23 protein-coding genes and 1 riboswitch are annotated in these 22,891 nt (G+C 59.4%); of the genes, 10 read left to right on the forward strand and 13 right to left on the reverse strand.

Annotated elements, in window-relative coordinates; translation table 11 throughout:
- Positions 1-18: 18 nt before the first annotated feature.
- The 9 genes from BIND_RS17765 to rfbC form a co-directional block, all read right to left on the reverse strand.
- Complete coding sequence (locus BIND_RS17765; RefSeq protein ID WP_012386400.1) at positions 19-1,005, reverse strand: NUDIX hydrolase; 987 nt, start codon at positions 1,003-1,005, stop codon at positions 19-21.
- Between the two features lie 173 nt (positions 1,006-1,178).
- A complete protein-coding gene (locus BIND_RS17770) occupies positions 1,179-1,556 on the reverse strand; it encodes a YraN family protein (RefSeq protein WP_012386401.1) in 378 nt (125 codons plus the stop codon).
- Entirely contained in the window at positions 1,553-2,473 is a 921-nt protein-coding gene (rsmI, locus tag BIND_RS17775; RefSeq protein ID WP_012386402.1) for a 16S rRNA (cytidine(1402)-2'-O)-methyltransferase, read from the reverse strand. The genes BIND_RS17770 and rsmI overlap by 4 nt, the downstream gene beginning before the upstream one ends.
- A 228-nt stretch (positions 2,474-2,701) precedes the next feature.
- The gene (locus tag BIND_RS17780; protein ID WP_012386403.1) at positions 2,702-3,838 is read right to left on the reverse strand and encodes an ABC-type transport auxiliary lipoprotein family protein; all 1,137 of its coding nucleotides are present in this window, start codon (positions 3,836-3,838) and stop codon (positions 2,702-2,704) included.
- The gene (locus tag BIND_RS17785) at positions 3,838-4,638 is read right to left on the reverse strand and encodes an ABC transporter ATP-binding protein (RefSeq protein WP_012386404.1); all 801 of its coding nucleotides are present in this window, start codon (positions 4,636-4,638) and stop codon (positions 3,838-3,840) included. The genes BIND_RS17780 and BIND_RS17785 overlap by 1 nt, the downstream gene beginning before the upstream one ends.
- A gap of 3 nt (positions 4,639-4,641) precedes the next feature.
- The gene (locus BIND_RS17790) at positions 4,642-5,772 is read right to left on the reverse strand and encodes an MlaE family lipid ABC transporter permease subunit (protein ID WP_012386405.1); all 1,131 of its coding nucleotides are present in this window, start codon (positions 5,770-5,772) and stop codon (positions 4,642-4,644) included.
- 257 nt (positions 5,773-6,029) lie between these two features.
- On the reverse strand, positions 6,030-6,929 hold the full coding sequence (gene rfbD / locus BIND_RS17795; RefSeq protein WP_012386406.1) for a dTDP-4-dehydrorhamnose reductase: 900 nt from the start codon (positions 6,927-6,929) through the stop codon (positions 6,030-6,032).
- Positions 6,913-8,004, reverse strand: a complete 1,092-nt coding sequence (rfbB, locus tag BIND_RS17800; protein ID WP_012386407.1) for a dTDP-glucose 4,6-dehydratase — start codon at positions 8,002-8,004, stop codon at positions 6,913-6,915. The genes rfbD and rfbB overlap by 17 nt, the downstream gene beginning before the upstream one ends.
- Entirely contained in the window at positions 8,001-8,576 is a 576-nt protein-coding gene (rfbC, locus tag BIND_RS17805) for a dTDP-4-dehydrorhamnose 3,5-epimerase (protein WP_012386408.1), read from the reverse strand. Before rfbC ends, rfbB begins: the two co-directional genes overlap by 4 nt.
- Positions 8,577-8,769: 193 nt before the next feature.
- Between rfbC and BIND_RS17810 the strand changes: the two genes are divergently transcribed.
- Positions 8,770-8,994, forward strand: coding sequence for a hypothetical protein (locus BIND_RS17810; RefSeq protein ID WP_012386409.1), 225 nt, complete (start codon positions 8,770-8,772; stop codon positions 8,992-8,994).
- A gap of 106 nt (positions 8,995-9,100) precedes the next feature.
- Here BIND_RS17810 and BIND_RS17815 read toward each other — a convergent pair whose 3' ends face one another.
- Positions 9,101-10,192, reverse strand: coding sequence for an ATP-dependent DNA helicase (locus BIND_RS17815; RefSeq protein WP_012386410.1), 1,092 nt, complete (start codon positions 10,190-10,192; stop codon positions 9,101-9,103).
- A 281-nt stretch (positions 10,193-10,473) separates the two neighbouring features.
- Positions 10,474-10,671: riboswitch (cobalamin riboswitch) on the forward strand.
- A 97-nt stretch (positions 10,672-10,768) separates the two neighbouring features.
- On the opposite strand from BIND_RS17815, the gene cobW reads away from it, so the two are divergent.
- The 6 genes from cobW to cobJ are packed head-to-tail and all read left to right on the forward strand — an operon-like array spanning position 10,769 to position 18,563.
- Positions 10,769-11,815, forward strand: coding sequence for a cobalamin biosynthesis protein CobW (gene cobW / locus BIND_RS17820; protein ID WP_012386411.1), 1,047 nt, complete (start codon positions 10,769-10,771; stop codon positions 11,813-11,815).
- Between the two features lie 2 nt (positions 11,816-11,817).
- Entirely contained in the window at positions 11,818-15,132 is a 3,315-nt protein-coding gene (cobN, locus tag BIND_RS17825) for a cobaltochelatase subunit CobN (protein ID WP_012386412.1), read from the forward strand.
- Positions 15,129-16,421 carry a precorrin-3B synthase gene (cobG, locus tag BIND_RS20310; RefSeq protein ID WP_012386413.1) on the forward strand — a complete coding sequence of 431 codons (1,293 nt, stop codon included), beginning with the start codon at positions 15,129-15,131 and terminating at the stop codon, positions 16,419-16,421. The genes cobN and cobG overlap by 4 nt, the downstream gene beginning before the upstream one ends.
- Positions 16,418-17,047, forward strand: a complete 630-nt coding sequence (locus BIND_RS17835; RefSeq protein WP_012386414.1) for a precorrin-8X methylmutase — start codon at positions 16,418-16,420, stop codon at positions 17,045-17,047. Before cobG ends, BIND_RS17835 begins: the two co-directional genes overlap by 4 nt.
- A complete protein-coding gene (locus tag BIND_RS17840) occupies positions 17,044-17,793 on the forward strand; it encodes a precorrin-2 C(20)-methyltransferase (protein ID WP_012386415.1) in 750 nt (249 codons plus the stop codon). The genes BIND_RS17835 and BIND_RS17840 overlap by 4 nt, the downstream gene beginning before the upstream one ends.
- Positions 17,790-18,563: a precorrin-3B C(17)-methyltransferase gene (gene cobJ, locus BIND_RS17845; protein WP_012386416.1), complete on the forward strand. Its 774-nt coding sequence runs from the start codon at positions 17,790-17,792 to the stop codon at positions 18,561-18,563. The genes BIND_RS17840 and cobJ overlap by 4 nt, the downstream gene beginning before the upstream one ends.
- On the opposite strand, the gene BIND_RS17850 is transcribed toward cobJ, so the two are convergent.
- The gene (locus BIND_RS17850) at positions 18,530-19,297 is read right to left on the reverse strand and encodes a cobalt-precorrin-6A reductase (protein ID WP_012386417.1); all 768 of its coding nucleotides are present in this window, start codon (positions 19,295-19,297) and stop codon (positions 18,530-18,532) included. The two genes, cobJ and BIND_RS17850, sit on opposite strands and share 34 nt — an antisense overlap.
- A 29-nt stretch (positions 19,298-19,326) precedes the next feature.
- Between BIND_RS17850 and BIND_RS17855 the strand changes: the two genes are divergently transcribed.
- Genes BIND_RS17855 through cobM form a run of 3 tightly spaced genes read left to right on the forward strand, consistent with a single transcriptional unit; the run spans position 19,327 to position 21,697 of the window.
- The gene (locus tag BIND_RS17855; protein ID WP_012386418.1) at positions 19,327-20,553 is read left to right on the forward strand and encodes a bifunctional cobalt-precorrin-7 (C(5))-methyltransferase/cobalt-precorrin-6B (C(15))-methyltransferase; all 1,227 of its coding nucleotides are present in this window, start codon (positions 19,327-19,329) and stop codon (positions 20,551-20,553) included.
- Positions 20,550-20,927 (forward strand): cobalamin biosynthesis protein, encoded by a 378-nt coding sequence (locus BIND_RS17860; protein ID WP_012386419.1) that lies wholly within the window; start codon positions 20,550-20,552, stop codon positions 20,925-20,927. Before BIND_RS17855 ends, BIND_RS17860 begins: the two co-directional genes overlap by 4 nt.
- Positions 20,924-21,697 carry a precorrin-4 C(11)-methyltransferase gene (gene cobM, locus BIND_RS17865; RefSeq protein WP_012386420.1) on the forward strand — a complete coding sequence of 258 codons (774 nt, stop codon included), beginning with the start codon at positions 20,924-20,926 and terminating at the stop codon, positions 21,695-21,697. Before BIND_RS17860 ends, cobM begins: the two co-directional genes overlap by 4 nt.
- 157 nt (positions 21,698-21,854) lie before the next feature.
- Here cobM and BIND_RS17870 read toward each other — a convergent pair whose 3' ends face one another.
- Both BIND_RS17870 and BIND_RS21470 read right to left on the reverse strand, forming a co-directional pair.
- The gene (locus BIND_RS17870; protein WP_012386421.1) at positions 21,855-22,478 is read right to left on the reverse strand and encodes a Fic family protein; all 624 of its coding nucleotides are present in this window, start codon (positions 22,476-22,478) and stop codon (positions 21,855-21,857) included.
- A 41-nt stretch (positions 22,479-22,519) separates the two neighbouring features.
- Positions 22,520-22,744 carry a hypothetical protein gene (locus tag BIND_RS21470; RefSeq protein WP_148210684.1) on the reverse strand — a complete coding sequence of 75 codons (225 nt, stop codon included), beginning with the start codon at positions 22,742-22,744 and terminating at the stop codon, positions 22,520-22,522.
- Positions 22,745-22,891: the final 147 nt, after the last annotated feature.

Here is a 22,891-nt window from a genome sequence, read left to right on the forward strand (position 1 = left end):
GGATGAGCATAAGATTTGTCAAGCCCGCTGAATGGGGAGCTTGGTCCCAACGATTGCCCTTTCAGCCAAAACCTCGCGCCGGAAACGGAAGAGTTTAGCCGGTCTGCCACCTGTATCGGGCGTGGTTTCACCGGTTTCCTCGACCAGTTCCTGCTGCTCGATCAGGCGGCGAAAATTCTGCTTATGCACCAGCCGCCCCGCCAGGGCCTCGACGCACCGTTGCAATTGCAGCAGGGTAAAAGTTTCCGGCATCAGTTCGAACACAACTGGGTGATATTTGATCTTCGCCCTGAGCCGTGCGATGCCGGTCGCGAGAATCCGCCGATGGTCGAGAATCATCGGCCGGCCCCCGACCGTTGGCAATATAGCGGCGCCGTCCCGCCAGGCTTCGGGAATGAGGCCCGCCTCATAGAGCAATTCATAACGCTGTAGGACGAGTTCCTCGTTCCAGGCCCGTCCCTCAAGACCAAAGGTCATGGCAATTCTTTGCCAGCGGTCTTGGGCAAGGCTTCTGTCGCCCATGGCCCAACTCTCCAGGCGCGGCAGCAAGCTCTCCTCGATCATGGGCGGTACACCGGTGCGATGATCCTCCCAGGGAAAATAGAGATACCAACTGCGCCAGCTCGCCTCATATTCGCCCGAAGCCGGCTGTTCGCGGGTCAGGCCCAAATAGCTGATCGAAATGGCCGGCTGTTCGGACGCGCCGGCCGAAGCCTTGCCCCTATCCCGATCCGCGAACGTATAAAGCTGCTCGACATAGCCCAAAGGCAGATGAGTCTGGCGTTCAACCCAGGCGCGCAGGCCGGCTTGCAAGGAACGATGCGCCAATTGGAAGGGACCAGAGGGAAGCGCATTCTGATCCTGGATCGTCAGGACCCGCGGCTCGCCGCAGGTGACGGCGGCCAGGACCGCGATGAGATTGGCGGAAATTCCCTGCTCGGAATCCGCGACGCGGCGGGGTGGCAGAGCAGCAAGAGGAGTGGAAATATCACCAAACCTTTCCATGCGAAGAGTGTTTCCTGTCGATTCTCTTCGGCCATGCGTCGCGCTGGAGCCATCCCCAGGGAGCCAAGCCACCCGCACAATCAAGCCTCGTGCCCAAATCTCGACTCGTGATGGAGAGACCATAGCGCATTAGGCGCATGGACGATAGAATTTGCGCCGCGGCACCATCCGTTTTAGCCGATATCCAACGGGATGGCGGCTGGTATATGGCGCGGCCAGCACCAGGGCGCAATGCAGAGTGCATCACCGCGCAACACATGGGACGCGGCCCAAGGATGGGCGGCGAGCCAATAGCGGGCCGCGAGCGACAGGCGGCGGCGCTTGACGGCATCAATCGCCAGCAAAGCCTCATCCAGGGTCGGGCGCGCCTTGACCTCGATAAAAGCGATCGTATCGCCCCGGTGCGCGACAATGTCGATTTCACCGCCTTTGACGAAAAAACGACGATCGAGAATGCGATAGAAGCGCATGCGTAGCCAGAGGATGGCGAGCGATTCCGCCCAAAGGCCAAAGCGGTGCGCGCGTCGGCGGGCTTCTTTTCTAGATTTCACGAGCCGCGCGTCGTCAGTTCGAGCGCCCGCGCATAGACCTTGCGGCGCGGCTGGCCGGTCGCCGCGGCCACGACAGCGGCGGCATCCTTGACCGACAGGGTTTCGAGCGCCTTGCCAAGCTGTGCGTCAAGATCCTCGGCGGAGGCTTCCTCTGTTTCTGTCGGCCCCCCGACCAGCAGCACGATCTCGCCCTTGGGTGGCGGTTCCTCGGCCAAAGTCGTAGCCAGTTCGCTCAGGGTCCCGCGCCGCACGGTTTCAAAATATTTGGTGAGTTCTCGCGCCAAAGCGCAAGGCCGATCGCCCAATACGGCGGCGAGATCGGCGAGGGTTTCGGCCACCCGGCGCGGCGATTCGAAAAAGACGAGCGTGCCAGGAACAGCGGCCAAGGCACTGATTCGTTGCCGGCGCGGTCCGGATTTGACCGGCAAAAAACCCTCGAAAAAGAAACGATCCGTCGGCAGGCCGGCGACGACGAGGGCGGCGAGAACCGCCGAGGCTCCCGGCACCGACGTGACGGCGATCTGCCGTTCCAAAGCCTCGGCGACGAGCTTGAAACCAGGATCGGAAATCAACGGTGTTCCCGCGTCCGACACGAGCGCCAGGGCCGCGCCTCGTTCGAGCCGAGCGAGAAGATGCGGACGCATCACAGCGGCATTATGTTCGTGATAGGCGACGAGCGGCGTCGCAATGCCGTAATGGGCAAGCAGAATTTTGGTGACGCGCGTATCCTCGGCAAGGACGGCATCGGCGGCGGCGAGGGTCGAAAGCGCGCGGAGCGAAATATCGGCGAGATTGCCGATTGGCGTCGCCACCACATAAAGGCCGGGGCGCAAGGGCTCGGCTTCGGCCCGCAGGCCCAAAGCGGTGAAATCACCGCGTGCCGGGGAGTCTCCCTTATGCTCCTTGATGTCGTTCATGATTCCGCCACCCGATCGAAGGCACCGCGCCGGTCTCCAAAACTCATCCGCACGTCAGGATCGGCCGATTGTCCCCCTTATGATCCGTAAGGCAAGAGCTGGAATAGAGGAAGCGCCTTTCGGAGACCGTTCGTTAAAACGATCAATTGTTTTATTTATAGAACACACGTCTCAATGGCGCAAGGCCTGTGCAAGGCGTGACCTCGCAAGCGCCAACGTCAAACATCCTCACCCCGCAATCGTTTGCCTTGTCCAGCTAATGAGTTCAGTCATGGCTTGATTGAAGGCCTGACTAAAAGCGGCAACCACTTTCGACGTATCCTCGCTCTCGACCGGAACGGTGACATGGAAAATCTTACCGGCGATCACATGCCCTTCCTCGTTCATCAGTTTGACCGAGAGTTCGACATCGGCTGATGGACGAGAGTCCGATGTGACGGCAAAGTTTCTGATATCGGTCAGCAGCTGATATTGGCGGGTTACGCCCTCGACAGGAGCGGTCACCGAGCCGATCAACCCTTCATTCTCGAAACTTTGTACCATCTTTTCCTGGACGAGCTTCGGGATCGAATCCGCCCATTGCATTTCGCCTTGCGGTGTAAACTCGCCATCCTTTGAGCGCGCCAAGAGGCGTTGCGTGTCGAAGACGACGGTGGTCGTCGGTTCCGCGATGACGATCTGGCCGAGCTTCTTGCCTTTCGGCGCGGGCGCGGGAGTGGCCTGTGTCACTGTCAAATCGTAGACAGGTTTTGGCTTCGCCTCCGGCCCTCCACCCGCCAGTTTGACGAGGCCGGCAATGATTTTATCGAAATCGCCGGTATTGCGGGCAAGGACATCAGTAAAGGTTTTCAGATTACCGAGTGTTCCTTTCAAGGAATCAGCATTATCATCGAGAATTTTGTTAATGTGCTGAAGCGCGGCCCGCGCGGCTTGCGTAAGATCCTGTCCCGTTAAGGCATCGGCCCTGAGGAGAGGAGGCTGGGTTTCCGAGCCATGCAGCTCAGGCGCCGTCAATGTCCCACCGCTCAAGGCGATCGCGGGTGTTCCCAACAATCCCTGGAAATTGATGTCGATCTTTGTATCCGACCTGACGGGTGTCCCGGGGGCAATGGCTATTGTTGCCGTGAGGCTCGAAGGGTCGCGCGCATCAAGCGCCAGGGCGGTGACTTCGCCGACGCGGATGCCATTGAATTGCACTGTGGAGCCCGTCTGCAAGCCGGAGACCGGTCCCGCAAAACGAACCTGATAATAGGAATGCTTGGCCAGCCCGCCGCTATTATGCGACCAGAGATAAAGGATGAACCCCGCCGCGATGACCGCCAGCGAGAACAATCCAACCCAAAGATAGCGCGCCGTTGTTTCCATTAATTGGGCCTCGATGCGGAAGAGGGCTCGCTCAGCGTTGCATTACGCGCGCGGGTGCCTTGGAAATAAGCCTTGACCCAAGGATGGGTGGACGCCAGCATGGTGTCGAAAGACCCTTCAGCGACCATCTTGCCATCACACAGCGCGGCAATCCGATTACAGACCGTATGGAGACTGTCGAGATCATGTGTCACCATGAAGACGGTGAGACCGAGTGTCTTTTGTAATGTTTTGATCAATGTATCGAAATCACTGGCCGCGATGGGATCGAGACCAGAGGTCGGCTCATCGAGAAACACAATTTGTGGATCGAGTGCCAGAGCCCGGGCCAATGCCACACGCTTCGTCATGCCGCCCGAAAGTTCCGAAGGATATTTTTCCGTATCTTCCGGGGAAAGTCCGACCATGCCAAGCTTGGTTCTCGCCACCTCAGCCCTGAGCCTGTCCGACAGGTTCAAATGTTCCCGCATGGGAAATTCGACATTCTGGCGTACGGTCAGCGATGAAAAGAGCGCGCCTTGCTGAAACATGATGCCCCAGTGCCGTTCGATTTCGCGGATCTTCTCCGGTGTTGCCTCGTCACGATCATTATCGAGAATCGAAATCCGGCCGGCGCGCTTGGGAACGAGGCCAATGATCGTGCGGAGCAAAACCGATTTACCGCTGCCCGAGGCACCGACAACACCCAGAATTTCTCCCCTTTTCACATCGAGTGAAAGATGATCAAGGACAGTCTGGTCCTCAAAGCCGACGACAAGGTCGCGCACATTGATGATTGTCTGAGACTTCGAAGAGTCCATCACTTACATTCCAGTCGCGGCGAAGAACAGATCGAGGATACCATCAAGCACGATAATGAGAAAAATCGATTTGACCACGGATGATGTCGTCCGCAGACCCAAGGATTCAGCACTGCCTTGGACGGCAAGGCCTTCGGTACAAGCAATAACACCGATCACAAGAGCCATGAACGGCGCCTTGATCAGACCGACCTCAAATTGAGTCAGCGAAGCCGCATCCCGTATACGTTCTATAAAAATTGGCGGGCTCATGCCGCCATAGATCCAGGAGACGACTCCCCCGCCATAAAGAGCCGCCATGAAGCCGAGAAACGTCAGCATCGGCAAGGCCAGAACGAGCGCGAGAACCCGTGGCAAGAGAAGGACCTCCACGGGGTCCAATCCCATTGTCCGCAAAGCGTCAATCTCCTCGCGCATTTTCATGGAGCCGATCTCGGCGGTATAGGAACTGCCGGAACGACCCGCCACCATGATGGCGACGATGAGGACGCCTAATTCACGCAGCACAAGAAAGGCAAGAAGATCGACGACATAAGTATCGGCGCCGAATTTCCGGAAATTGAAAAGGCCCTGTTGAGCGATAATGCCGCCGATCAAGAAAGTGATCAGCAAGATAATCGGTACGGCCTGAAGACCAACGCGATCGAGTTGGGCCACGAGAGAGGTAAACCGCATTTTTTTCGGGTGGCGCAACACAACCAAAAAGACGGCTACCAGCCTGCCCAGCACGACGAGAAAATTTCTAGTGTCGAGCCAGAGGTCCATGGCCGCGCGGCCGAATGCTCTCAGACTATCGAGAGATGTTCTTTTGGCAGCCGCTTGACTCATCGAACGGCTGACATGATCCACTTCGGCGACGAGATCGCCAAATCGATCAGAAAGGCCAGTGATCGTGGTCTCCTTGCCTTCCGCTTTCCAGCTCTGAATCAAACGTTCAAGAAGACAGGCTCCGAATGTATCGATCTCGTCCACGCCACGCATGTCGACAGAGAGCGTCCGTCCTCGCCCATCGCGCCTGACCCCTTCGATCAAAGGTTCGAGCGCCGCGGCATGGGCACCTATCCATGAACCTGTCGCGATGACATTCAGCGTCTCGCCCCGCAGGGCACTTTGCAAGGAAACAGCGGACGCCATAGGATTCTCCGATGCCTTAAAAATCATCGAACTCGAGAATTATTGAGCCTGGCCCTCTGTATCAAGACCGCATGAAAGTCTGATGGAATGGCCCTCAATTTTAGGGGCTAACCAGCAATGGACCTACGTTGGCGCTGCCGATGTGGACGACGGCCCCGATCGTCAAAGGCACGTTGGTATCGGCCACGCTCTCGCCTACGAACAAACACCCATTGCGGGCAATATGTTCCTCACGGCTACGCAATAGATGTCAGATTTTATGCGGCCGTGCGAAGACTTGCCAAGGTTTCCGCGATCCTTTCCGCCAAAGGCGCGGCGCGATAGCCGAAAGTCGCGGCAAACAAGCCGCTGTTGAGTTCCGAATTCTGTGGCCGTTTCGCGGGCGTCGGATAATCCTGTGTCGTGATCGCCTCAACCTTGGGACGACGGCCACTCCAGCGGGTCTGCGCCTCCACGATCGCATCGGCGAATGCATGCCATGTGGTCGCATCCGCGCCGGCGAAATGATAGGTGCCCCATAGATCGGCGGCAGGAGCATCGAGCGCTTGATCAATGGCAAAGACAGCGGCGGCAATATCGGCCGTCGCGGTTGGGCAGCCGCGCTGATCGGCGACGACACGCAAGAGATCGCGTTCCCCCGCCAGCCGCAGCATGGTTTTGAGAAAATTGGCTCCATAGGGGCCAAACACCCAGGCTGTCCGCAAAATGATATGTTTGGGCGCCGCCGCGCGCAGCCTGGCTTCGCCCTCGGCCTTGGTCGCACCATAGACACCAAGCGGCTTTATGGGATCACTCTCGACATAGGCTCCTTGTTTCGAGCCGTCAAAAACATAATCGGTGGAAATATGCACGAGCGGCACGTCGAAACGCGCGGCCGCCTTGGCGAGGATTTCAATACCCACGACATTGGCAAGATGCGCGGCCTCGGGTTCGCTTTCAGCCTTATCCACGGCGGTAAAGGCAGCGGCATTGAGGATCAGGCGCGGCTTGCGGCTCTCGATCGCCGCTGTGACAGCGGCGGCGTCACCAATATCGGCCTCGGCGCGCTTCACACCCTGAACGGGCAGGCCGCGCGCAGACCCTTGGGCCATAACCTCCTGGCCCAATTGGCCGCCGGCGCCAAAGACCAGGATCGGAGCATCAGGCGACTTTGCCAATAGCGCCTCCCTCACCACCAAGAGCGCCGAGTCTTTCGCCGCGATAAAGGCCTGAGCGTATGCGTTGCCACCATTCTGGATGATCGAGATACCAGCGCACCGTTTTCCGCAAGCCCGTCTCGAATGTTTCGCGCGGCGTCCAGCCGAGATCCTGTTTGATCTTGGTGGCATCGATCGCATAGCGTGCGTCATGCCCCGGCCGGTCGGTGACGAAAGTGATGAGTTTCTCACGCGGACCGATCGCTGCATCGGGCGCCATTTCATCAACGAGTGCGCAGACCGCCTGCACGACATCAATATTGGCACGCTCATTCCAGCCACCGACATTATAACTTTCACCCGGCCTGCCCGCGAGCGCTATGGCGACGAGCGCGCGGGCATGATCCTCGACATAGAGCCAATCACGGATGTTCTGGCCATTGCCGTAGACGGGCAGGGGCTTTCCCTCCAGCGCATTCAGGATCATCAGGGGAATCAGTTTTTCGGGGAAATGATAGGGCCCGTAATTATTCGAACAATTGGAGGTCACAGTCGGCAGGCCATAAGTATGGCCCCAGGCGCGCACCAGATGATCAGAGCCGGCTTTCGAGGCGGAATAGGGCGAGTTCGGCTGATAAGCGGTGGTCTCTTGGAAAAACCCGTCCGCGCCGAGGGATCCAAACACTTCATCGGTCGAGACATGATGGAAGCGGAAAGCGGCTTTCTCTTCACCCGGCAGGTCTTGCCAGAAACAACGCGCCGCCTCGAGCAAAGTGAATGTGCCGACGAGATTGGTTTCGATAAAGGCCGCTGGCCCATCGATTGAGCGATCGACATGGCTTTCCGCCGCCAGATGCATGATGATCCGGGGCTGGTAGGAGGCTATGAGTGTCGCGACCGCAGCCCGGTCACAAATATCCACCTGCTTGAAACGATAGCGCGGATTTTTGGCAACCGGTTCGAGATTATCGAGATTGCCAGCATAAGTGAGCTTGTCGAGGACGCAAACCTCGTGCGGCGTATCCTCGATCAGGTGACGGACCACGGCCGAGCCAATGAAGCCGGCACCGCCGGTCACGAGAAAACGCGCCATCATGCCGGCACCTCGAAAGTGAAGGGAGACTTGAAATCACGCAGGAAGGGGAGCTTGCCGTCCTTATCCGAGATCATCGCCGCTTTCCCATCGAGCGGCCAGGGGATATTGATATCGGGATCATCATAACGCAGGCCCGCGTCGCAGCCGGGCGCATAGAAACCATCGACCTTATAGGCAACTTCGGTCTCGGGCATGAGCGTGCAGAAGCCATGCGCGAAGCCGCGTGGGACGAAGAGCTGTTCTCCTTCCTCGGCGGTCAAAGTCGCACCGCACCATTGACCGTAATGCGGGCTCCCGCGCCGCAGATCGACCGCGACATCGAGAATGGCGCCGCGCAAGACGCGGACCAATTTGGCCTGCGGCTCTGGCGGCACCTGGAAGTGCAGGCCACGGATCGTGCCCTTCTCCACGGACAGCGATTGATTGTCTTGCACAAAGACGCAATCGATTCCGGCTTCGCAATAGGCGCGGGCATTATAAGTTTCGGCAAAATAGCCGCGCGCATCCCCGAATTTTTTGGGGCGAATCAGCAAGACATCCGGAATTGCGAGTTTTTCGACGGTCAAGGCCATGAAGGGCGGCGCTCCTTGAATCGGCTCCGGCCTCCTTTTGCCTTGCCTTGCATCAGGAGTCCACCGTGCCCGTTCTCTCCAGCATGGCTCTTGCTCAAATGGGTCACGAGGCTGAAGGCGTCCTCATCTTAGCCCTTGAAAGCCTCTCAAACGGGTCCCAAACTGATCCTGATTCCCGGTTTGAAACGACACAATGGACAGACTGACCGCCTTTGGCCTTTTCGCCGTCACAGCCATGCTTCTCACTTATGCCTTTGAGGAACGCGCGGCGTGGCTGACGCTTGCCTTTGCCATGGCATGCGCGCTCGGCTCCCTTTATGGCTTCCTCCAGGGCGCCTGGCCCTTCGGCCTCGTCGAGGGCGTGTGGTGTCTGGTGGCCTTGAACAAGTTCCGTATCCGTCTTCAGACATCACAATGATCGTCACACGTATCGAGAATCACAGATTCTCGATACGTCGATTTTTAAACCGTATCCACTTGTCCTCATTGAACCGCGACGAGACGTGCTTCAATGAGGGTGGATACTAGACCACCATCACCAGATGTTCTGCCGCACGCGTGATCCCGGTATAGAGCCAGCGGCTGCGATGCTCGCGAAAGGCGAAGCTTTCATCAAACAAAACGAGCCGGTTCCATTGCGAGCCTTGCGCTTTGTGGACCGTCAGGGCGTAGCCGTAATCAAATTCATCCGAGGTGCGGCGCTGCTGATAGGTCAAATTTTCTTCCGTCCCTTCAAAGAAATCCGGAAGCACTGAGAGCCGGAGCGGCCGGCGCGTTTGATCCTCCTCGGGCACGGCATCGATTTGCAGCTTCTTCTTGCGCAGCCCGGCATTCGCCTTGACCATCCAGATCCCGCCGTTCAACAAACCCTTGGTCTTGTCGTTGCGCAGACAGACGAGCTTGTCGCCCACCTCCGGCATGGGCTCCGCATGGCCGAATAATTCCCGCAGACGCTTGTTATAGGCGCGCCGCGTGCGGTTGAGGCCGACCAGCACCTGATCGGCCCTGGTCACTTGCCCCGCATCAATGGCGTCGCGGCCGATCACCATGCTCTCGCCATAACGCCCATAAGGCAGGGTCCCGCCCTCGCGGATGAGCATCGACATATGGATGATCGGATTATCCGCCGCCTGCCGATGCACATCGGTCAGCATGATGTCTGGTTCACCCTCGGTGAAGAAGCCACCTCCCTTGACCGGCGGCAATTGCGCCGGATCGCCCAGAACCAGCACCGGTTTGCCGAAAGAGAGCAGGTCGCGGCCCAATTCTTCATCGACCATGGAACATTCATCGATGACGACGAGCCCGACCTTGGCGACGGGGCTTTCCTCATTGAGCACGAAGGACGGTGTTTCCGCCTCAACGCCCCGGCTGCGATAGATCAGACTATGGATGGTGCGGGCGTCCTCGCAGCCCTTGGAGCGCAGAACCAGAGCCGCCTTGCCGGTATAGGCGGCAAAGGCGACCGTCTCGTCGAGATCCTCGGCGATCCGGCGCGCGAGCGTGGTCTTGCCGGTGCCGGCATAACCGAACAGGCGAAACACCTGAGGCTCGCCGCGCTTCAGCCAGGCTGCAACCGCCCGCAGAGCCGCGTCCTGTTGCGGCGACCAATCCATCCAGGGCTCCGCTTTGGGTGAGAAGTGAGCGCTTTGAAAGGCCGCTCCCTGATGGATAAAATCTGACGCTTGGCTCTCAAGCGTCAGATTTTTCCACCACCAGATCCATAACTTGTGGGCCGACTGATCCTGACATTCGCGGATCGAATGTCAGGGTCGGACCATTGGCCTGCCCACCGTTTATAAAGGCCATCCTGGCTTGTAAAGAACGAAGCTGGAACGGCGGTGACCTCGCTCGAAGGTCTGAATCAAGACCGTTTTCTTTCTGATGGCTTTTGGTCTAAGCTCCCCTCACGCAACGGTCCCTCATTGGAGGGTTCACAAGGGAACAGGGTGCGGCCTCATCCGCCAAAGCCCTGGCTGCCCCCGCAACTGTGAGCGGTGAGCTGCATGCCAAAAGCCACTGGGACCAATCCTGGGAAGGCGGCATGAGGCGATGATCCGCGAGCCAGGAGACCTGCCGTGCGTATCGATGAGGGGCGGCGGGGTGGTCCGGCCCAAGGCGATGTCGCGTGGCCAATCTCGCCAGGATTGCGCCGGCTTTCACACCCCGTCTCTCCTTTTCCGGGGTGTCTGTTGCAGCGTTTTTCCAAAATTCCCGCGACCATCGTCACCGGCTTTCTCGGCGCCGGCAAGACCACGCTCATCCGCCATCTCATCGAGCATGCGGGCGGCCGCAAACTCGCCCTTCTCATCAATGAATTCGGCGATGTCGGCGTCGATGGCGAAATCCTGCAAAATTGTGGTGATGCCGCGTGCAAACCGGACCGGATCATCGAACTCGCCAATGGCTGCATCTGCTGCACCGTTGCCGATGATTTCCTGCCCGCGATCGAACGGCTTCTGACACTCGATCCCTTGCCCGATCACATTCTCATCGAGACCTCGGGCCTCGCTCTGCCGAAACCTCTGGTCAAGGCCTTCGACTGGCCAGCGATCCGCTCCAAACTCACGGTCGATGGCGTCATCGCGGTCGTTGACGCGGCTGCTGTTGCGGCCGGGCGCTTTGCCGATGATCCGGAAAAACTCGGCGCGGCGCGCTCCGCCGATCCTTCGATCGAGCATGATAATCCCCTTGAGGAAGTCTATGAGGATCAATTGCTCTGCGCCGATCTCATTCTCCTGAACAAGATTGATCTGATCGATTCCGAGACGCGGGCAAATATTATCGCCGAAATCAACGCGCTGGTGCCGCGTGCGGTCAAAATCGTGCCCATTGAAAAGGGCTGCGTCGAAGCCGATCTCCTGCTCGGTCTCGACGCCAAGGCCGAGGATGATCTTGAAGCCCGCCCCTCGCACCACGATACGGAAGAGGGGCATGATCACGATGATTTCGAGAGCCTCGTCATCGATATAGCGCCCCTTTCCGCGCCCGAGCCCATGCTGGAACGCCTCGCGGCGCTGGCCGAACGGCATGACGTTTTGCGCATCAAAGGTTTTCTCGACATTGCCGGCAAGCCGATGCGGCTCCTGGTGCAGGGCGTCGGTGCCAGGTTCCAGCAAACCTTCGACCGACCGTGGCGGGCGGGTGAGGAGCGGCGTGGCCGTCTCGTCGTCATCGGCCAGAAAGGGCTCGATGGGGCCGCGATCACACAAGCCCTGACCCAAACGCTCGTTGCCTGACCATGCATCTGCTGCGTGTCGAATCCCATAGTCTCGACGCGAGCGAAGCGGCGGTCGATCTCGGCCAGACGCCGGCCGATCTGGTGTTTCTCTCCTTTTCGGACAGCGATCTCGCTTTGATGAGCCGGGCTGCTGAAGGACTTGGAACGCAAGAACACGGCGCCCGCAGCCTGCGGCTCGCCAATCTGGCGCAGCTCAAACATCCCTATTCGATTGATCTCTATCTTGAAAACGTAATCGCCAAGGCGCGTTTCGTCTTGGTGCGTCTACTCGGCGGTCTCGATTATTGGCGCTATGGCGTCGAGGAATTGTCGGCCGCCACCCGCCGTCATGATTTTGAGCTCGCTATCGTGCCCGGAGACGAGCGCGCCGATCCTCGGCTCGCGGAGGCTTCGACGCTCGCGCCCGCCGACCTCGACCGCCTTTGGGCTTATTGCCAATATGGTGGTCTTGCCAATCAGCAAGCTTTGCTCGGCTTTATCGAGAACAGGTTTTTCCAGGCCTCCATGCCCTCTGCGGCACCTGTCCCCGTGCCTTCGGCCGGGCGGTTCGAAAAGGCCTGCTTTTCGATTCCCGAGGCAAAAGGTCATGTCCTGATCCTTTTCTACCGCTCGTTTCTCCTTTGTGGCGATACGGCCGCGATCGAGGCTTTGGGGCAAGCTCTCGCGGACCGCTACTTATCCGTCACCACTCTCTTCGTGGCCAGTTTGAAGGATGAGGACGCGAAACAAACCATCGCTCACGTGTTCAGCGAACAGACCTTTGATGTCGTGATCAACACGACCGGCTTTTCCGCGCGCCTTGATGCCGGAACCAGCATCCTCGACGGGGCCGATGCACCCGTGCTTCAAGCCTGGCTCGGCACAATGAGCGAAACGCAATGGGACGATGATCCACGCGGCGTCAGTGCCGCCGATCTTGCGATGAATGTCGTACTGCCGGAAATGGATGGGCGGCTCATCACACGGATGATCGCCGCTAAAATGCCGCAGGCCTATCGCGCGGATCTCGAATTCACACCAAGCCTCCACGCACCTCTGCCCTCGCGCATTGCCTATGTCGCCGATCTCGCCAAAGCTTGGGCGGCTTTGCGGCATACACAGCCGAAAGAGCGGCGGCTCGCCTGTATCGTCTCTGATTATCCGGGCAAAAGCGGCCAGGCGGGCCATGCTGTCGGGCTTGATACGGGTCAGAGCCTTGCCACCATTGCCGGCCTCCTCAAGGACAATGGATATACGATCGACCATGTGCCCGAGGCGGGCGCTCTCTTGCGTAGGCTGGCCGCCGGGCAGACGCAAATGCAGGTGGATCTTGCCTTCTATCGCAAAGCCTTTGCGGCCCTGCCCAAGTCCTTTTGTGCGCGCGTCGAAGCGCAATGGGGCGCGCCGGAGGCAGACCCCGCGTTTCAGAATGGCGCCTTTTCCTTTCCCATCCTGCGCTGCGGCCATCTGTTGATGGCGGTCCAGCCCGACCGCGGCGCGGGACTTGATCGCAAGGCCACTTATCACGATGCCGGGCAGAGCCCGCGCCATGCCTATATCGCCTTCTATCTCTGGTTTCAGCACACCGAACAACTCCACGCGCTCATTCATTGCGGCACGCATGGCACGCTCGAATGGCTGCCCGGCAAAGCCGCGGCCCTGACGCCCGATTGCGCGCCGGAAATTCTCACCGGCTCTCTGCCCGTCATCTATCCCTTCATTGTCAATAATCCGGGCGAGGCATCGCAGGCGAAGCGCCGCATCAATGCGCTTGTCCTCGGCCATATGACCCCGCCCTTGACGGCGGCGGGCAGCCATGGCATCGCCCTCGAGCTCGAAGCCCTGCTTGATGAATATGCTGCCGCCGAATGGCTCGATCCGAAACGGGCCAAGAAACTCGCGCAAACCATTCTTCGGCGCGCACAAGAAACCGGCTTTGTCGATCCTTTCGATCTGACCGGCCATGAGGAGCCCAGCGCGGCCTTGCAAAAACTCGATGCCTCTTTGTGTGATATGAAAGAGATGCGCATCGGCGATGGCCTGCATGTATTCGCGCAGGGACGGCTGACGCGCGAGGATATGGACGCAACTCTTGCGGCCCAATGCAATGCAGCGGAGGCGCGCCATCTCCTTGCGGCGCTCGATGGGCGCTTCGTGCCGCCAGGCCCCGGCGGTGCGCCATCGCGCGGGCGGCTTGATGTTCTACCCACCGGCCGCAATCTCTACGGGATCGATCCGCGCACGGTTCCGACCCCGACCGCCTGGGAGATCGGTCAATTAGCCGCCGAAGCCGTGGTCGAACGCTATGTGCAAGATCATGGCGATTGGCCGCGCGCCATCGTCATGGATCTCTGGGCCAGCGCCACAATGCGCACCGGTGGCAATGATTTCGCGCAGGCACTCGCACTGATCGGCGCAAAGCCCATCTGGGATTTCGCCACGGCGCGCGTCACGGGTTTCGAAATCCTGCCCGAAGCGAAGCTCGCTCGCCCGCGCGTTGATGTCACCTTGCGCATTTCTGGCTTGTTTCGCGATGTGTTTCCAACACAAATCACGCTTTTTGACCAAGCCATTACCGCGCTCGCCGGACTCGACGAAGACCCAAATTTCAATCCCTTTGTTGGAAAGGGGAACAGCGGCCCGCTGGCGCGCATCTTCGGGGCCGCCCCTGGCGCCTATGGGCTTGGTCTCACCCGTGCGCTCGCCGCCGATCCCACGCTCGCTCGCGCGGAACTCGGCGCGCTTTACCTCGCCTCGACCTCCCATGCCTATGGTGGCATAGACGCACAGGGAACGGACGATGCGGGCTTTGAGATGCGCGTCGCCGCGGCCGATGCCTTTCTGCATGTCCAGGATCAAGCCGAGCAGGATTGTCTCGATTCCGATGCCGTGATCGATCATTCTGGTGGTTTCGCCGCCGCCGCGAAAATGCTGGGTAAGACGCCAGCGCTCTATCATATCGAAACGACACGGCCGGACAGTCCAAAAATCCGCACGTTGCATGAGGATCTTGCCCGGATCGTGCAAGGACGCCTCACCAATCCCCGTTGGCTTTCGGGCCAGATGCGCCACGGCTATCGCGGCGCGGCGGAAATCGCACGCGCCGCCGATCACCTCTTTGCCATGGCCGTTCTGAGCGATGCCGTGCCACCGCAGGCTTTCTCCCGCTTGTTCGAGGCCCTGTGCGCCGATCCCGCAGTGCGCGCTTTTCTCGTCAAGGAGAATCCCGAAGCCGCGCGCGCTTTAGCCGAATGTTTCGAGGCGGCGCGGGCGCGCGGCTTCTGGCAAAGCCGTCGCAACAGTGATGCTGCTTGTCTCGCGGACTTGCGCGCATGAAGGCCTCTTCATCTTCCCGAAAGGGCTGGTGCCCCGGCGCGCTCCGTCCCATGCCGGCTGGTGACGGCCTGCTCCTGCGCCTGCGCCCACCGAACAATGTTCTCTTGCTGGACGCCGCGCAAGAGATCGCAACATGCGCCGCTCAACATGGCAACGGCCAGATCGAATTGTCCTCGCGCGGCAATCTGCAAATGCGCGGGCTAATGCCCCAGAGCGTGCCGGAAATCCAGGTTCGCTTGAAACAACTCGGCCTCCTCGATGCAACAGCGGAAGCGGAAGCCATCCGGAATATTCAAATTTCGCCCCTCGCTGGATTGACGGAAGCGAGCGATATCCGCCCCCTCGCCCAAAACCTTGCGCAAGCGCTTGCAGAGGCGCCGGATCTTTATCAATTGCCGGCCAAATTCGGTTTTCTGATCGATGACGGCAGCCTTCCCTCGCTGGCGGATTGCCCGGCCGATGTCCGGTTCGACTATCAAACAGCGACAAACTGTTTTTCGATCGGCATTGGCGGGACGGCTGCAAGCGCCACAAGGCTCGATTCATGCGCCAGTGAGGATGTCGTACCGCTCGCTCTCTCCTTGGCCCGGACTTTTCTAATGCTGAGCGGCTCGCTTGCAGAGGCGCCGCGCCGCATGCATGCTCTCCTTGACGAGATTGGCGCGCCAGCCTTTGCCCAAGCCGCTGGGCTATTCTTGACGGCTCCGATTTCTTCCATCACGCCCAAAACCTTGCCGATCGGTCCAGACGATCGCAATGGACTCGCTTTTTTGGGCGCGGGCGCGCCCTTTGGCCGTTTGAGCCATGGCATGCTCGCAGGCTTGGCGGCAGCGGCCCACCAGGCAGGGGTGAAAGCCCTGCGTCTGACACCCTGGCGCCTGTTTTTGCTCGCCGGTTTTCCCGCCGATCGGCTCGCCCAGCTCACCAAAACGCTATCCCGGCTCGGTTTCATTCTCGATCCCGAAGATCCGCGTCTCGCGGTCGTGGCCTGCGCCGGCGCGCCGGCCTGCGCCGAGGCGACCACACCAGTGCAGAGTGATGCCGCCGCACTGGCATCACTCATTCGGCACCAGGCCGCATCAGGGCCAGAGCTGCATCTCTCCGGCTGCGCCAAGGGCTGCGCGCATCCCACATCCACGCCTTTCACTCTGGTGGCAAAGAATGGCCTTTATGATCTGATCATCAAAGGGACGAGCAAGAGCCGGCCTGAACAGCGGGCCTTGACGATCGAGGCAGCTCGGCAAGTCCTGGCCCGTTATCTTTCGACCCCGACAGGAGCTTGCGTTTGAGCACTCTCGACTATTTGCGCGATGGTGCGGAAATCTATCGCCGTTCCTTTGCAACGATCCGCACCGAAGCCGATCTTGCTCGCTTCACCCCTGAGGAAGAGCCCGTTGCGGTGCGCATCATCCATGCTTGTGGCATGGTCGAGATCGCGGAGGATATCGTCTTTTCGCCCGGCGCGGCCAAAGCCGGGCGAGCGGCGCTTCAAGCCGGCGCGCCGATCCTTTGTGATGCCAATATGGTCGCTTATGGCGTCACCCGCGCGCGTTTGCCCGCCGATAATCACGTGCTTTGCATGCTGGGCGAGGCGAGTGTGCCCGGGCTCGCCCACGAACTTGGCACGACACGCAGCGCGGCGGCTCTGGAACTCTGGCGCCCGCATCTTGCCGGCTCCGTGGTTGCGATCGGCAATGCGCCCACCGCTTTGTTTCACCTTCTCGATATGCTGGCGGCGGGCGCTCCGACACCCGCTTGCATCATCGGCATGCCGGTCGGCTTCGTCGGCGCAGCGGAATCGAAACAGGCTTTGATCGAGCAAGCCCCCGCACCTTTCATCGTGGTCACAGGCCGCAAGGGCGGCAGCGCCATGACGGCAGCGACCCTCAACGCCTTGGCGAGCCCGCGCGAATGAGTGAACCCGGCACAAACTCTTCCTGTGGCCGTCTCTATGGCCTCGGCCTTGGCCCCGGTGATCCCGACCTGATCACGGTCAAGGCCGCGCGCCTCATCGAGAAAATGCCCGTCATCGCCTATTTCGCCAAACGGGGTGCGTCGGGCAAGGCGCGCGCCATTCTTGAACCTTGGCTCAAAGCGCATACGCGGGAAGTGCCGCTTCTCTATCCGCTGACCACCGAAATCCATTTCTGTGATCCGGCTTACGCACAGGCCCTGCGCGCCTTTTACGAAACCTCCGCAGAAACCCTCGCGACCTATCTTGCGGCGGGCCAGGACGTAGCCCTCGTGTGTGAAGGGGATCCTCTCTTCTATGGCTCCTTCATGCATCTGCATATTCGTTTGCGTGAGCGTTTTCCGGTGACGATCGTGCCCGGCATCAGCGGCATGGCGGGGGCCTGGTGCGCGGCGCAAATGCCAATGACCTGGGGCGATGATGTCTTGTCCGTGCTTCCCGGCACACTCAAGGGCGATGTGCTGACGACAAAACTGCGCGAGAGCGATGCCGTCGTCATCATCAAGATCGGCGCCAATCTCGCCAAAATCCGCGCTTCCATCATTGAGGCCGGCCGGCTCGATGAGGCGCTCTATATCGAGCAGGCGACAATGACGGGAGAATATTTTCAGCCGCTCACCGAGAAAAAAGATGAGAATGCGCCCTATTTCTCGATGATCCTCATTCCTGGCCAGGGCCGCCGGCCATGAGCTCTTGTCCCCATGGGTCCTTGCGCATCGTCGGGCTCGGCCCGGGTCCCCTCGATTGGCTGACGCCGGAAGCTGAAACCATTCTTGCCGAGGCCAGCGATCTCATCGGCTATAAACCCTATCTCGACCGGATCACGCCGAAACCCGGCCAAACGCTGCATGCGAGCGATAATCGCGTCGAGATCGAGCGTGCCCGTCTCGCCTTGCAACTGGCGGCGGAAGGCAAAAGCGTCGCCGTGGTCTCGGGTGGCGATCCGGGTATTTTCGCCATGGCAGCGGCTGTTTTCGAGGCCATCGAGCAGGGCGAGCCCACATGGGCCGATCTCGATATTCACGTTGCCCCTGGCGTATCCGCCATGCAGGCGGCGGCGGCTAAAGTCGGCGCGCCGCTCGGCCATGATTTCTGTGCGATCTCGCTTTCGGATAATCTCAAACCCTGGAGCCTTGTCGAGCGCCGGCTCAAAGCCGCTTGCGAAGGTGATTTCGTGATCGCGCTCTATAATCCCGCCTCGAAGGCGCGACCGGAGGCCATATACAAAGCCTTCACTTTGCTGCGCACACACAAACCGGCGCAAACACCCATTGTTTTTGCCCGCGCCGTCGGCCGGCCCGATGAGCGGATTATCATCACCACTTTGGCTGAAGCCGAGCCCGGATGCGCCGATATGAGCACACTCGTTCTCATCGGCTCCAGCACGACACGCCTGATCGCGCGCACGCAGACACAACCTTTCGTCTATACGCCGCGCGGCATGGGTGTCACCTCATGAGCATCGATCAGATCCAGAACATCGGCCGGTGCATGCACAACCATGGCCGCCGAGGACTCCGTCTCCGGCCTTTCGACCATGATCACCGGCAGACCGAGGCGGCGCGCCGCGAGAATCTTGCCATAGGTCGCCGCCCCGCCGCTGTTCTTGGTGACGAGACAATCAATCCGTTCCGCTACGAGCAAGGCGGCCTCGCGTTCGGCGTCGAAGGGCCCACGATCCTGGATGACATGATAATCGGGCAGGGGCAGATCCTCCACCGGTTCAATGGTGCGGATCAAATAGAAATGCTGCGGCGCCATGACAAAAGCCTCGACCTGCAAGCGCCCGATGGTGAGGAAGACGCGGCGAGGAATGGGTCCCAAAACCTGCGTGGCGGCCTTCATATCCGGGACGGAAATCCAGTGATCGCCCTCCTGTTCCCGCCAGGGCGCGCGGGTCAAGGTAATGAGCTTGACCCCTGCTTCCCGCGCCGCCACACGCGCATGGTCGGACATGATCGCCGCGAATGGATGCGTCGCATCGACCAGCACGTCGATCTTGTGGTCACGCAGAAAAGCCACAAGCCCCGCAATGCCACCGAAGCCCCCGATGCGAAAGGAAATGGGCGGCGCCACCGGCGCGCTGGTCCGCCCGGCCAAGGAGAGCAGGCAGGCAAGATCCGGCCGCCTCGCGAGCATTTTGGCCAAGGCGCTGGCCTCGCTGGTGCCACCAAGGAGAAGGATTTGCTTCATCGCGCCCCGTTTTTTCCGCTTTGGCCGTCATGAGTGAAAAGCCCCGCCCTTGGCTGTCGCTGATCGGCATTGGCGAGGACGGCCGCGCCGGCCTCTCACCGCTGGCGCTCGACCTTTTGAACGATGCTCATTTCGTCCTGGGCGGCGCGCGCCATCTGGCGCTGGCCGGCCCGCTCAAGGCCGAATGCAGGGTCTGGCCCTCGCCGCTCACCGATGCTTTGCCGATGCTCCAGGCCCGGCGCGGGACGCCGGTCTGTGTGCTCGCCTCGGGCGATCCCTTCTTTTACGGCGTCGGCAGTCTCATCGCCAGGACATTTCCCGTAGAAGAAATATCCTGCCTGCCCATGCCCTCCGCCTTTAGCCTCGCCGCCGCACGGCTTGGCTGGCCGCTCCAGGACTGCCGCCTCATCTCTCTGCATGGCCGGCCGTTCGAGCGCATCATCCCCGAACTGCAGCCCGGTGCCAAAATTCTCTGCCTCGCCTGGGACGGCTCGACCGCACCGCGCCTTGCTGCACTGTTGCGCGAACGCGGTTTTGGCGCCTCGCGCATCATTGTGCTCGAAGCCATGGGCGGTCCGAACGAACACATTTGGGAATGCCGTGCCGATGCCCTCGAGCCGCGCGACATCGCGCCGCTCAATCTTGTCGCCTTGAACATTGTGGCGGAAGACCAAGCCCAAATCCTGCCACTCGGATCGGGCCTCGAGGATTCCTGGTTCGAACATGATGGGCAAATCACCAAGCGCGAGATCCGGGCCGAAGCGCTTTCAGCGCTCGCGCCCCATCGCGGGGCCTTGCTCTGGGATATTGGTGCGGGCTCCGGCTCGATCGGCATTGAGTGGATGTTGCTCGATCCGGCGAACAAGACGATAGCGATTGAATCCCGCGCCGATCGCGCAGAACGCATCAGCCGCAATGCCAGGGCGCTGGGTGTGCCGGATCTTATTGTAGTGCAAGGCAAGGCCCCGGAAGCGCTCGCCAATCTGCCGCGGCCGGATGGCATCTTCATCGGCGGAGGAGCCAGCCAGCCCGGCCTCATCGAACAGGCCCTGGCGGCCCTGCCCAAAGGGGGAAGGCTCGTCGTTCACGCCGTGACACTGGAAACCGAAGCCACTTTGTTCCACCATTATCAGGCGCTCGGCGGCGATCTCATCCGCCTTGCAATCTCCCGCATCGACCGGCTTGGCGGTTTTCACACCTGGCGGCCGGCGCTCCCCATCGTTCAATGGAGCTTCACCAAAGGGAAAGCGCCATGATCGCGATTGGCCTCGGCTGCCGAAAAACCTGCCCCTGTGATGATATCGTCCTTCTGGTGCACGCCTGTCTGCGCGATGCCGCTCTCACATCCGCACCAGCGGGCCTCTTTACGATCGACGAAAAACGGGAGGAAACGGGCCTGATCGAGGCCGCCGCGAAATTGGGGCTTCCCCTTGCTTTCCTCGATCGCGCCACACTCGCAAAAGCAGCGCCCCGCGCCAAAACCCGGTCGGAACGGGTTCAATCCTTATTTAATCTCCCCTCCATCGCCGAAACCGCCGCGCTTGCCGGCGCGGGCGAAGACTCGCATCTTCTCCTGCCGCGCATCGCGCGAGGGTTTGCCACCTGCGCCATTGCCGAAAGCCTTTCATGACCATTCATTTCATCGGCGCGGGACCGGGCGCGCCCGATCTCATCACTCTGCGCGGCCGCGATCTCATCGCCGCCTCACCCGTCTGCCTCTATGCGGGCTCTCTCGTGCCACCGGCCTTGCTCGATCATTGTCCGCCAGGCGCCCGAATCATCGACACAGCGGCGCTGACGCTCGACCAGATCATCGAGGAATGTATCAAGGCCACAAGGGCAGGGCTCGATGTGGCGCGACTTCATTCCGGCGATCTCTCCATCTGGAGCGCGCTCGGGGAACAGATCCGCCGTCTGGACCAGCACAATATCCCTTATACGATCACACCCGGCGTGCCAGCTTTCGCCGCCGCCTCGGCTGTGCTCGCGCGCGAATTGACCTTGCCGGAAGTCGCGCAATCGCTGGTTCTGACCCGGACTTCGGGGCGCGCCTCCTCCATGCCACCGAATGAGCGTCTGGAGATTTTTGCGCAAACCGGCGCGACACTCGCCATTCATCTTTCGATTCATGTGCTGGCGGATGTCGTGGCGAGGCTCAAACCCTTTTATGGACAAGATTGTCCGATCGCCCTCGTTTATCGTGCCTCCTGGCCGGACGAACAGGTCCTGCGCGGCACACTCGCGACGATCGAAGAGCAAGCCGCATCGACGCCGATGGAACGCACCGCCTTGATCCTTGTGGGCAAAGTACTGGAGCCGGATCATTTCAGGGAAAGCGCGCTTTATGATCCAGACTATCGACGCCGGTTTCGGGGCATGGGAGCTTATACCAAGTATTGATGAGTGAGACTCATCAATACTTGCCCCGCGGGCAGCGGCTTTCTACCAAATCTCCTTGATCACGACGGGTCGTGATCAAGGAGATTTGGTATTAGTGACAGTTTCTTTGACTATTAAAATTGAGTTCAAGGCCAATTTACGGCGTGGAAGTATTATATCAAACGCTTGATGCTCCATTATATGGTAGCCCTTCGTCTGTAATCTGTTCTTGTAGAAGCGCCGCTAAATATTCTTCAAGTGCAGAGAAATCTAGATTGCCCCCTTCCCAAGCAATATCGGCGCTCTTTAGGGCCGCGTAATAAGGCGTTCTGTTTTCTCTTATACGCTCTGGTACAATTTTACGGCCACCGATCAGCCCTCCAGAATGAACACATAACAAATAATAACATGCGGCTCGTGCTGTCCGTCCATTCCCTTCTATGAATGGATGAATCCACAATAAGCGCCAAAGAGCATAAGCAGCAATTTCAGTGGTCGTCCAATTATACCAATTCTCATGTATCGTTGATATAAACTGATCCATTAGATGGGGGACTTCACGGAAATGGGGTGGCTTGTGATCACTAACGTAAATAGGCTCTTCGCGAAATCTACCACCAAATTGAGATATATTCGCTACTGCAACATGATTTAGATCCCATAACATGTATTTGTCGAAGACTCGACCGCCTTGACTCAACCCTATTTCTATGCAGTTTGTCAAAAGTTCATATTGCCGTATCAGGTTCATTTCCTGAATACGGTCAAATAATTCTTGATTTTCTTGTTCCAAAACTAACATGCAAAAAGGAGTTTAGTGATGAACTAAACTCCTCCCCTGATTTATTGTGCTAATGCTTGTTTTCCTGTGACTCTGATACTTTTTGCAGCTAAGCGAGCAGAGTCCTTGGTAATCCGTGACCCAGATGGTGCATTTCCATAAGCAAAGCTAACGCGTTGCTCCAAAAGCTGCTCATCGGTCACACCGGCAGAGATCGATTTAGCTACCAACCCCTCTAATTCAGGGCGATGCGGCGCCGGTTTCAAAACGGATTTTCGAGCCGCCATTTGCTTCTCCCTGCTTTTAATTCAACAATCATACAATAATTCTGAGTACCGAATCATTCCGTAGGAGCTTTTTATAAATCCCAAAAATATGTGACGCTACCCCTTGACAGGAATGTTTTCTATTGATTGGCTCAAAAAGAGCTTGAT

Origin of the sequence: Beijerinckia indica subsp. indica ATCC 9039 (assembly GCF_000019845.1) — a bacterium.
GTDB classification, from domain to species: Bacteria; Pseudomonadota; Alphaproteobacteria; order Rhizobiales; family Beijerinckiaceae; genus Beijerinckia; species Beijerinckia indica.

Excerpts from the sequence above, each read along its gene's own strand:
- BIND_RS17765 (WP_012386400.1), bottom strand. The coding sequence starts at position 1,005 with ATGGAAAGGTTTGGTGATATTTCCACTCCTCTTGCTGCTCTGCCACCC.
- rsmI (WP_012386402.1), bottom strand. The coding sequence starts at position 2,473 with ATGAACGACATCAAGGAGCATAAGGGAGACTCCCCGGCACGCGGTGAT.
- BIND_RS17780 (WP_012386403.1), bottom strand. The coding sequence starts at position 3,838 with ATGGAAACAACGGCGCGCTATCTTTGGGTTGGATTGTTCTCGCTGGCG.
- BIND_RS17785 (WP_012386404.1), bottom strand. The coding sequence starts at position 4,638 with ATGGACTCTTCGAAGTCTCAGACAATCATCAATGTGCGCGACCTTGTC.
- BIND_RS17790 (WP_012386405.1), bottom strand. The coding sequence starts at position 5,772 with ATGGCGTCCGCTGTTTCCTTGCAAAGTGCCCTGCGGGGCGAGACGCTG.
- rfbB (WP_012386407.1), bottom strand. The coding sequence starts at position 8,004 with ATGATGGCGCGTTTTCTCGTGACCGGCGGTGCCGGCTTCATTGGCTCG.
- rfbC (WP_012386408.1), bottom strand. The coding sequence starts at position 8,576 with ATGGCCTTGACCGTCGAAAAACTCGCAATTCCGGATGTCTTGCTGATT.
- BIND_RS17810 (WP_012386409.1), top strand. The coding sequence starts at position 8,770 with ATGGACAGACTGACCGCCTTTGGCCTTTTCGCCGTCACAGCCATGCTT.
- BIND_RS17815 (WP_012386410.1), bottom strand. The coding sequence starts at position 10,192 with ATGGATTGGTCGCCGCAACAGGACGCGGCTCTGCGGGCGGTTGCAGCC.
- cobN (WP_012386412.1), top strand. The coding sequence starts at position 11,818 with ATGCATCTGCTGCGTGTCGAATCCCATAGTCTCGACGCGAGCGAAGCG.
- cobG (WP_012386413.1), top strand. The coding sequence starts at position 15,129 with ATGAAGGCCTCTTCATCTTCCCGAAAGGGCTGGTGCCCCGGCGCGCTC.
- BIND_RS17840 (WP_012386415.1), top strand. The coding sequence starts at position 17,044 with ATGAGTGAACCCGGCACAAACTCTTCCTGTGGCCGTCTCTATGGCCTC.
- cobJ (WP_012386416.1), top strand. The coding sequence starts at position 17,790 with ATGAGCTCTTGTCCCCATGGGTCCTTGCGCATCGTCGGGCTCGGCCCG.
- BIND_RS17850 (WP_012386417.1), bottom strand. The coding sequence starts at position 19,297 with ATGAAGCAAATCCTTCTCCTTGGTGGCACCAGCGAGGCCAGCGCCTTG.
- BIND_RS17855 (WP_012386418.1), top strand. The coding sequence starts at position 19,327 with ATGAGTGAAAAGCCCCGCCCTTGGCTGTCGCTGATCGGCATTGGCGAG.
- BIND_RS17860 (WP_012386419.1), top strand. The coding sequence starts at position 20,550 with ATGATCGCGATTGGCCTCGGCTGCCGAAAAACCTGCCCCTGTGATGAT.
- cobM (WP_012386420.1), top strand. The coding sequence starts at position 20,924 with ATGACCATTCATTTCATCGGCGCGGGACCGGGCGCGCCCGATCTCATC.
- BIND_RS17870 (WP_012386421.1), bottom strand. The coding sequence starts at position 22,478 with ATGTTAGTTTTGGAACAAGAAAATCAAGAATTATTTGACCGTATTCAG.
- BIND_RS21470 (WP_148210684.1), bottom strand. The coding sequence starts at position 22,744 with ATGGCGGCTCGAAAATCCGTTTTGAAACCGGCGCCGCATCGCCCTGAA.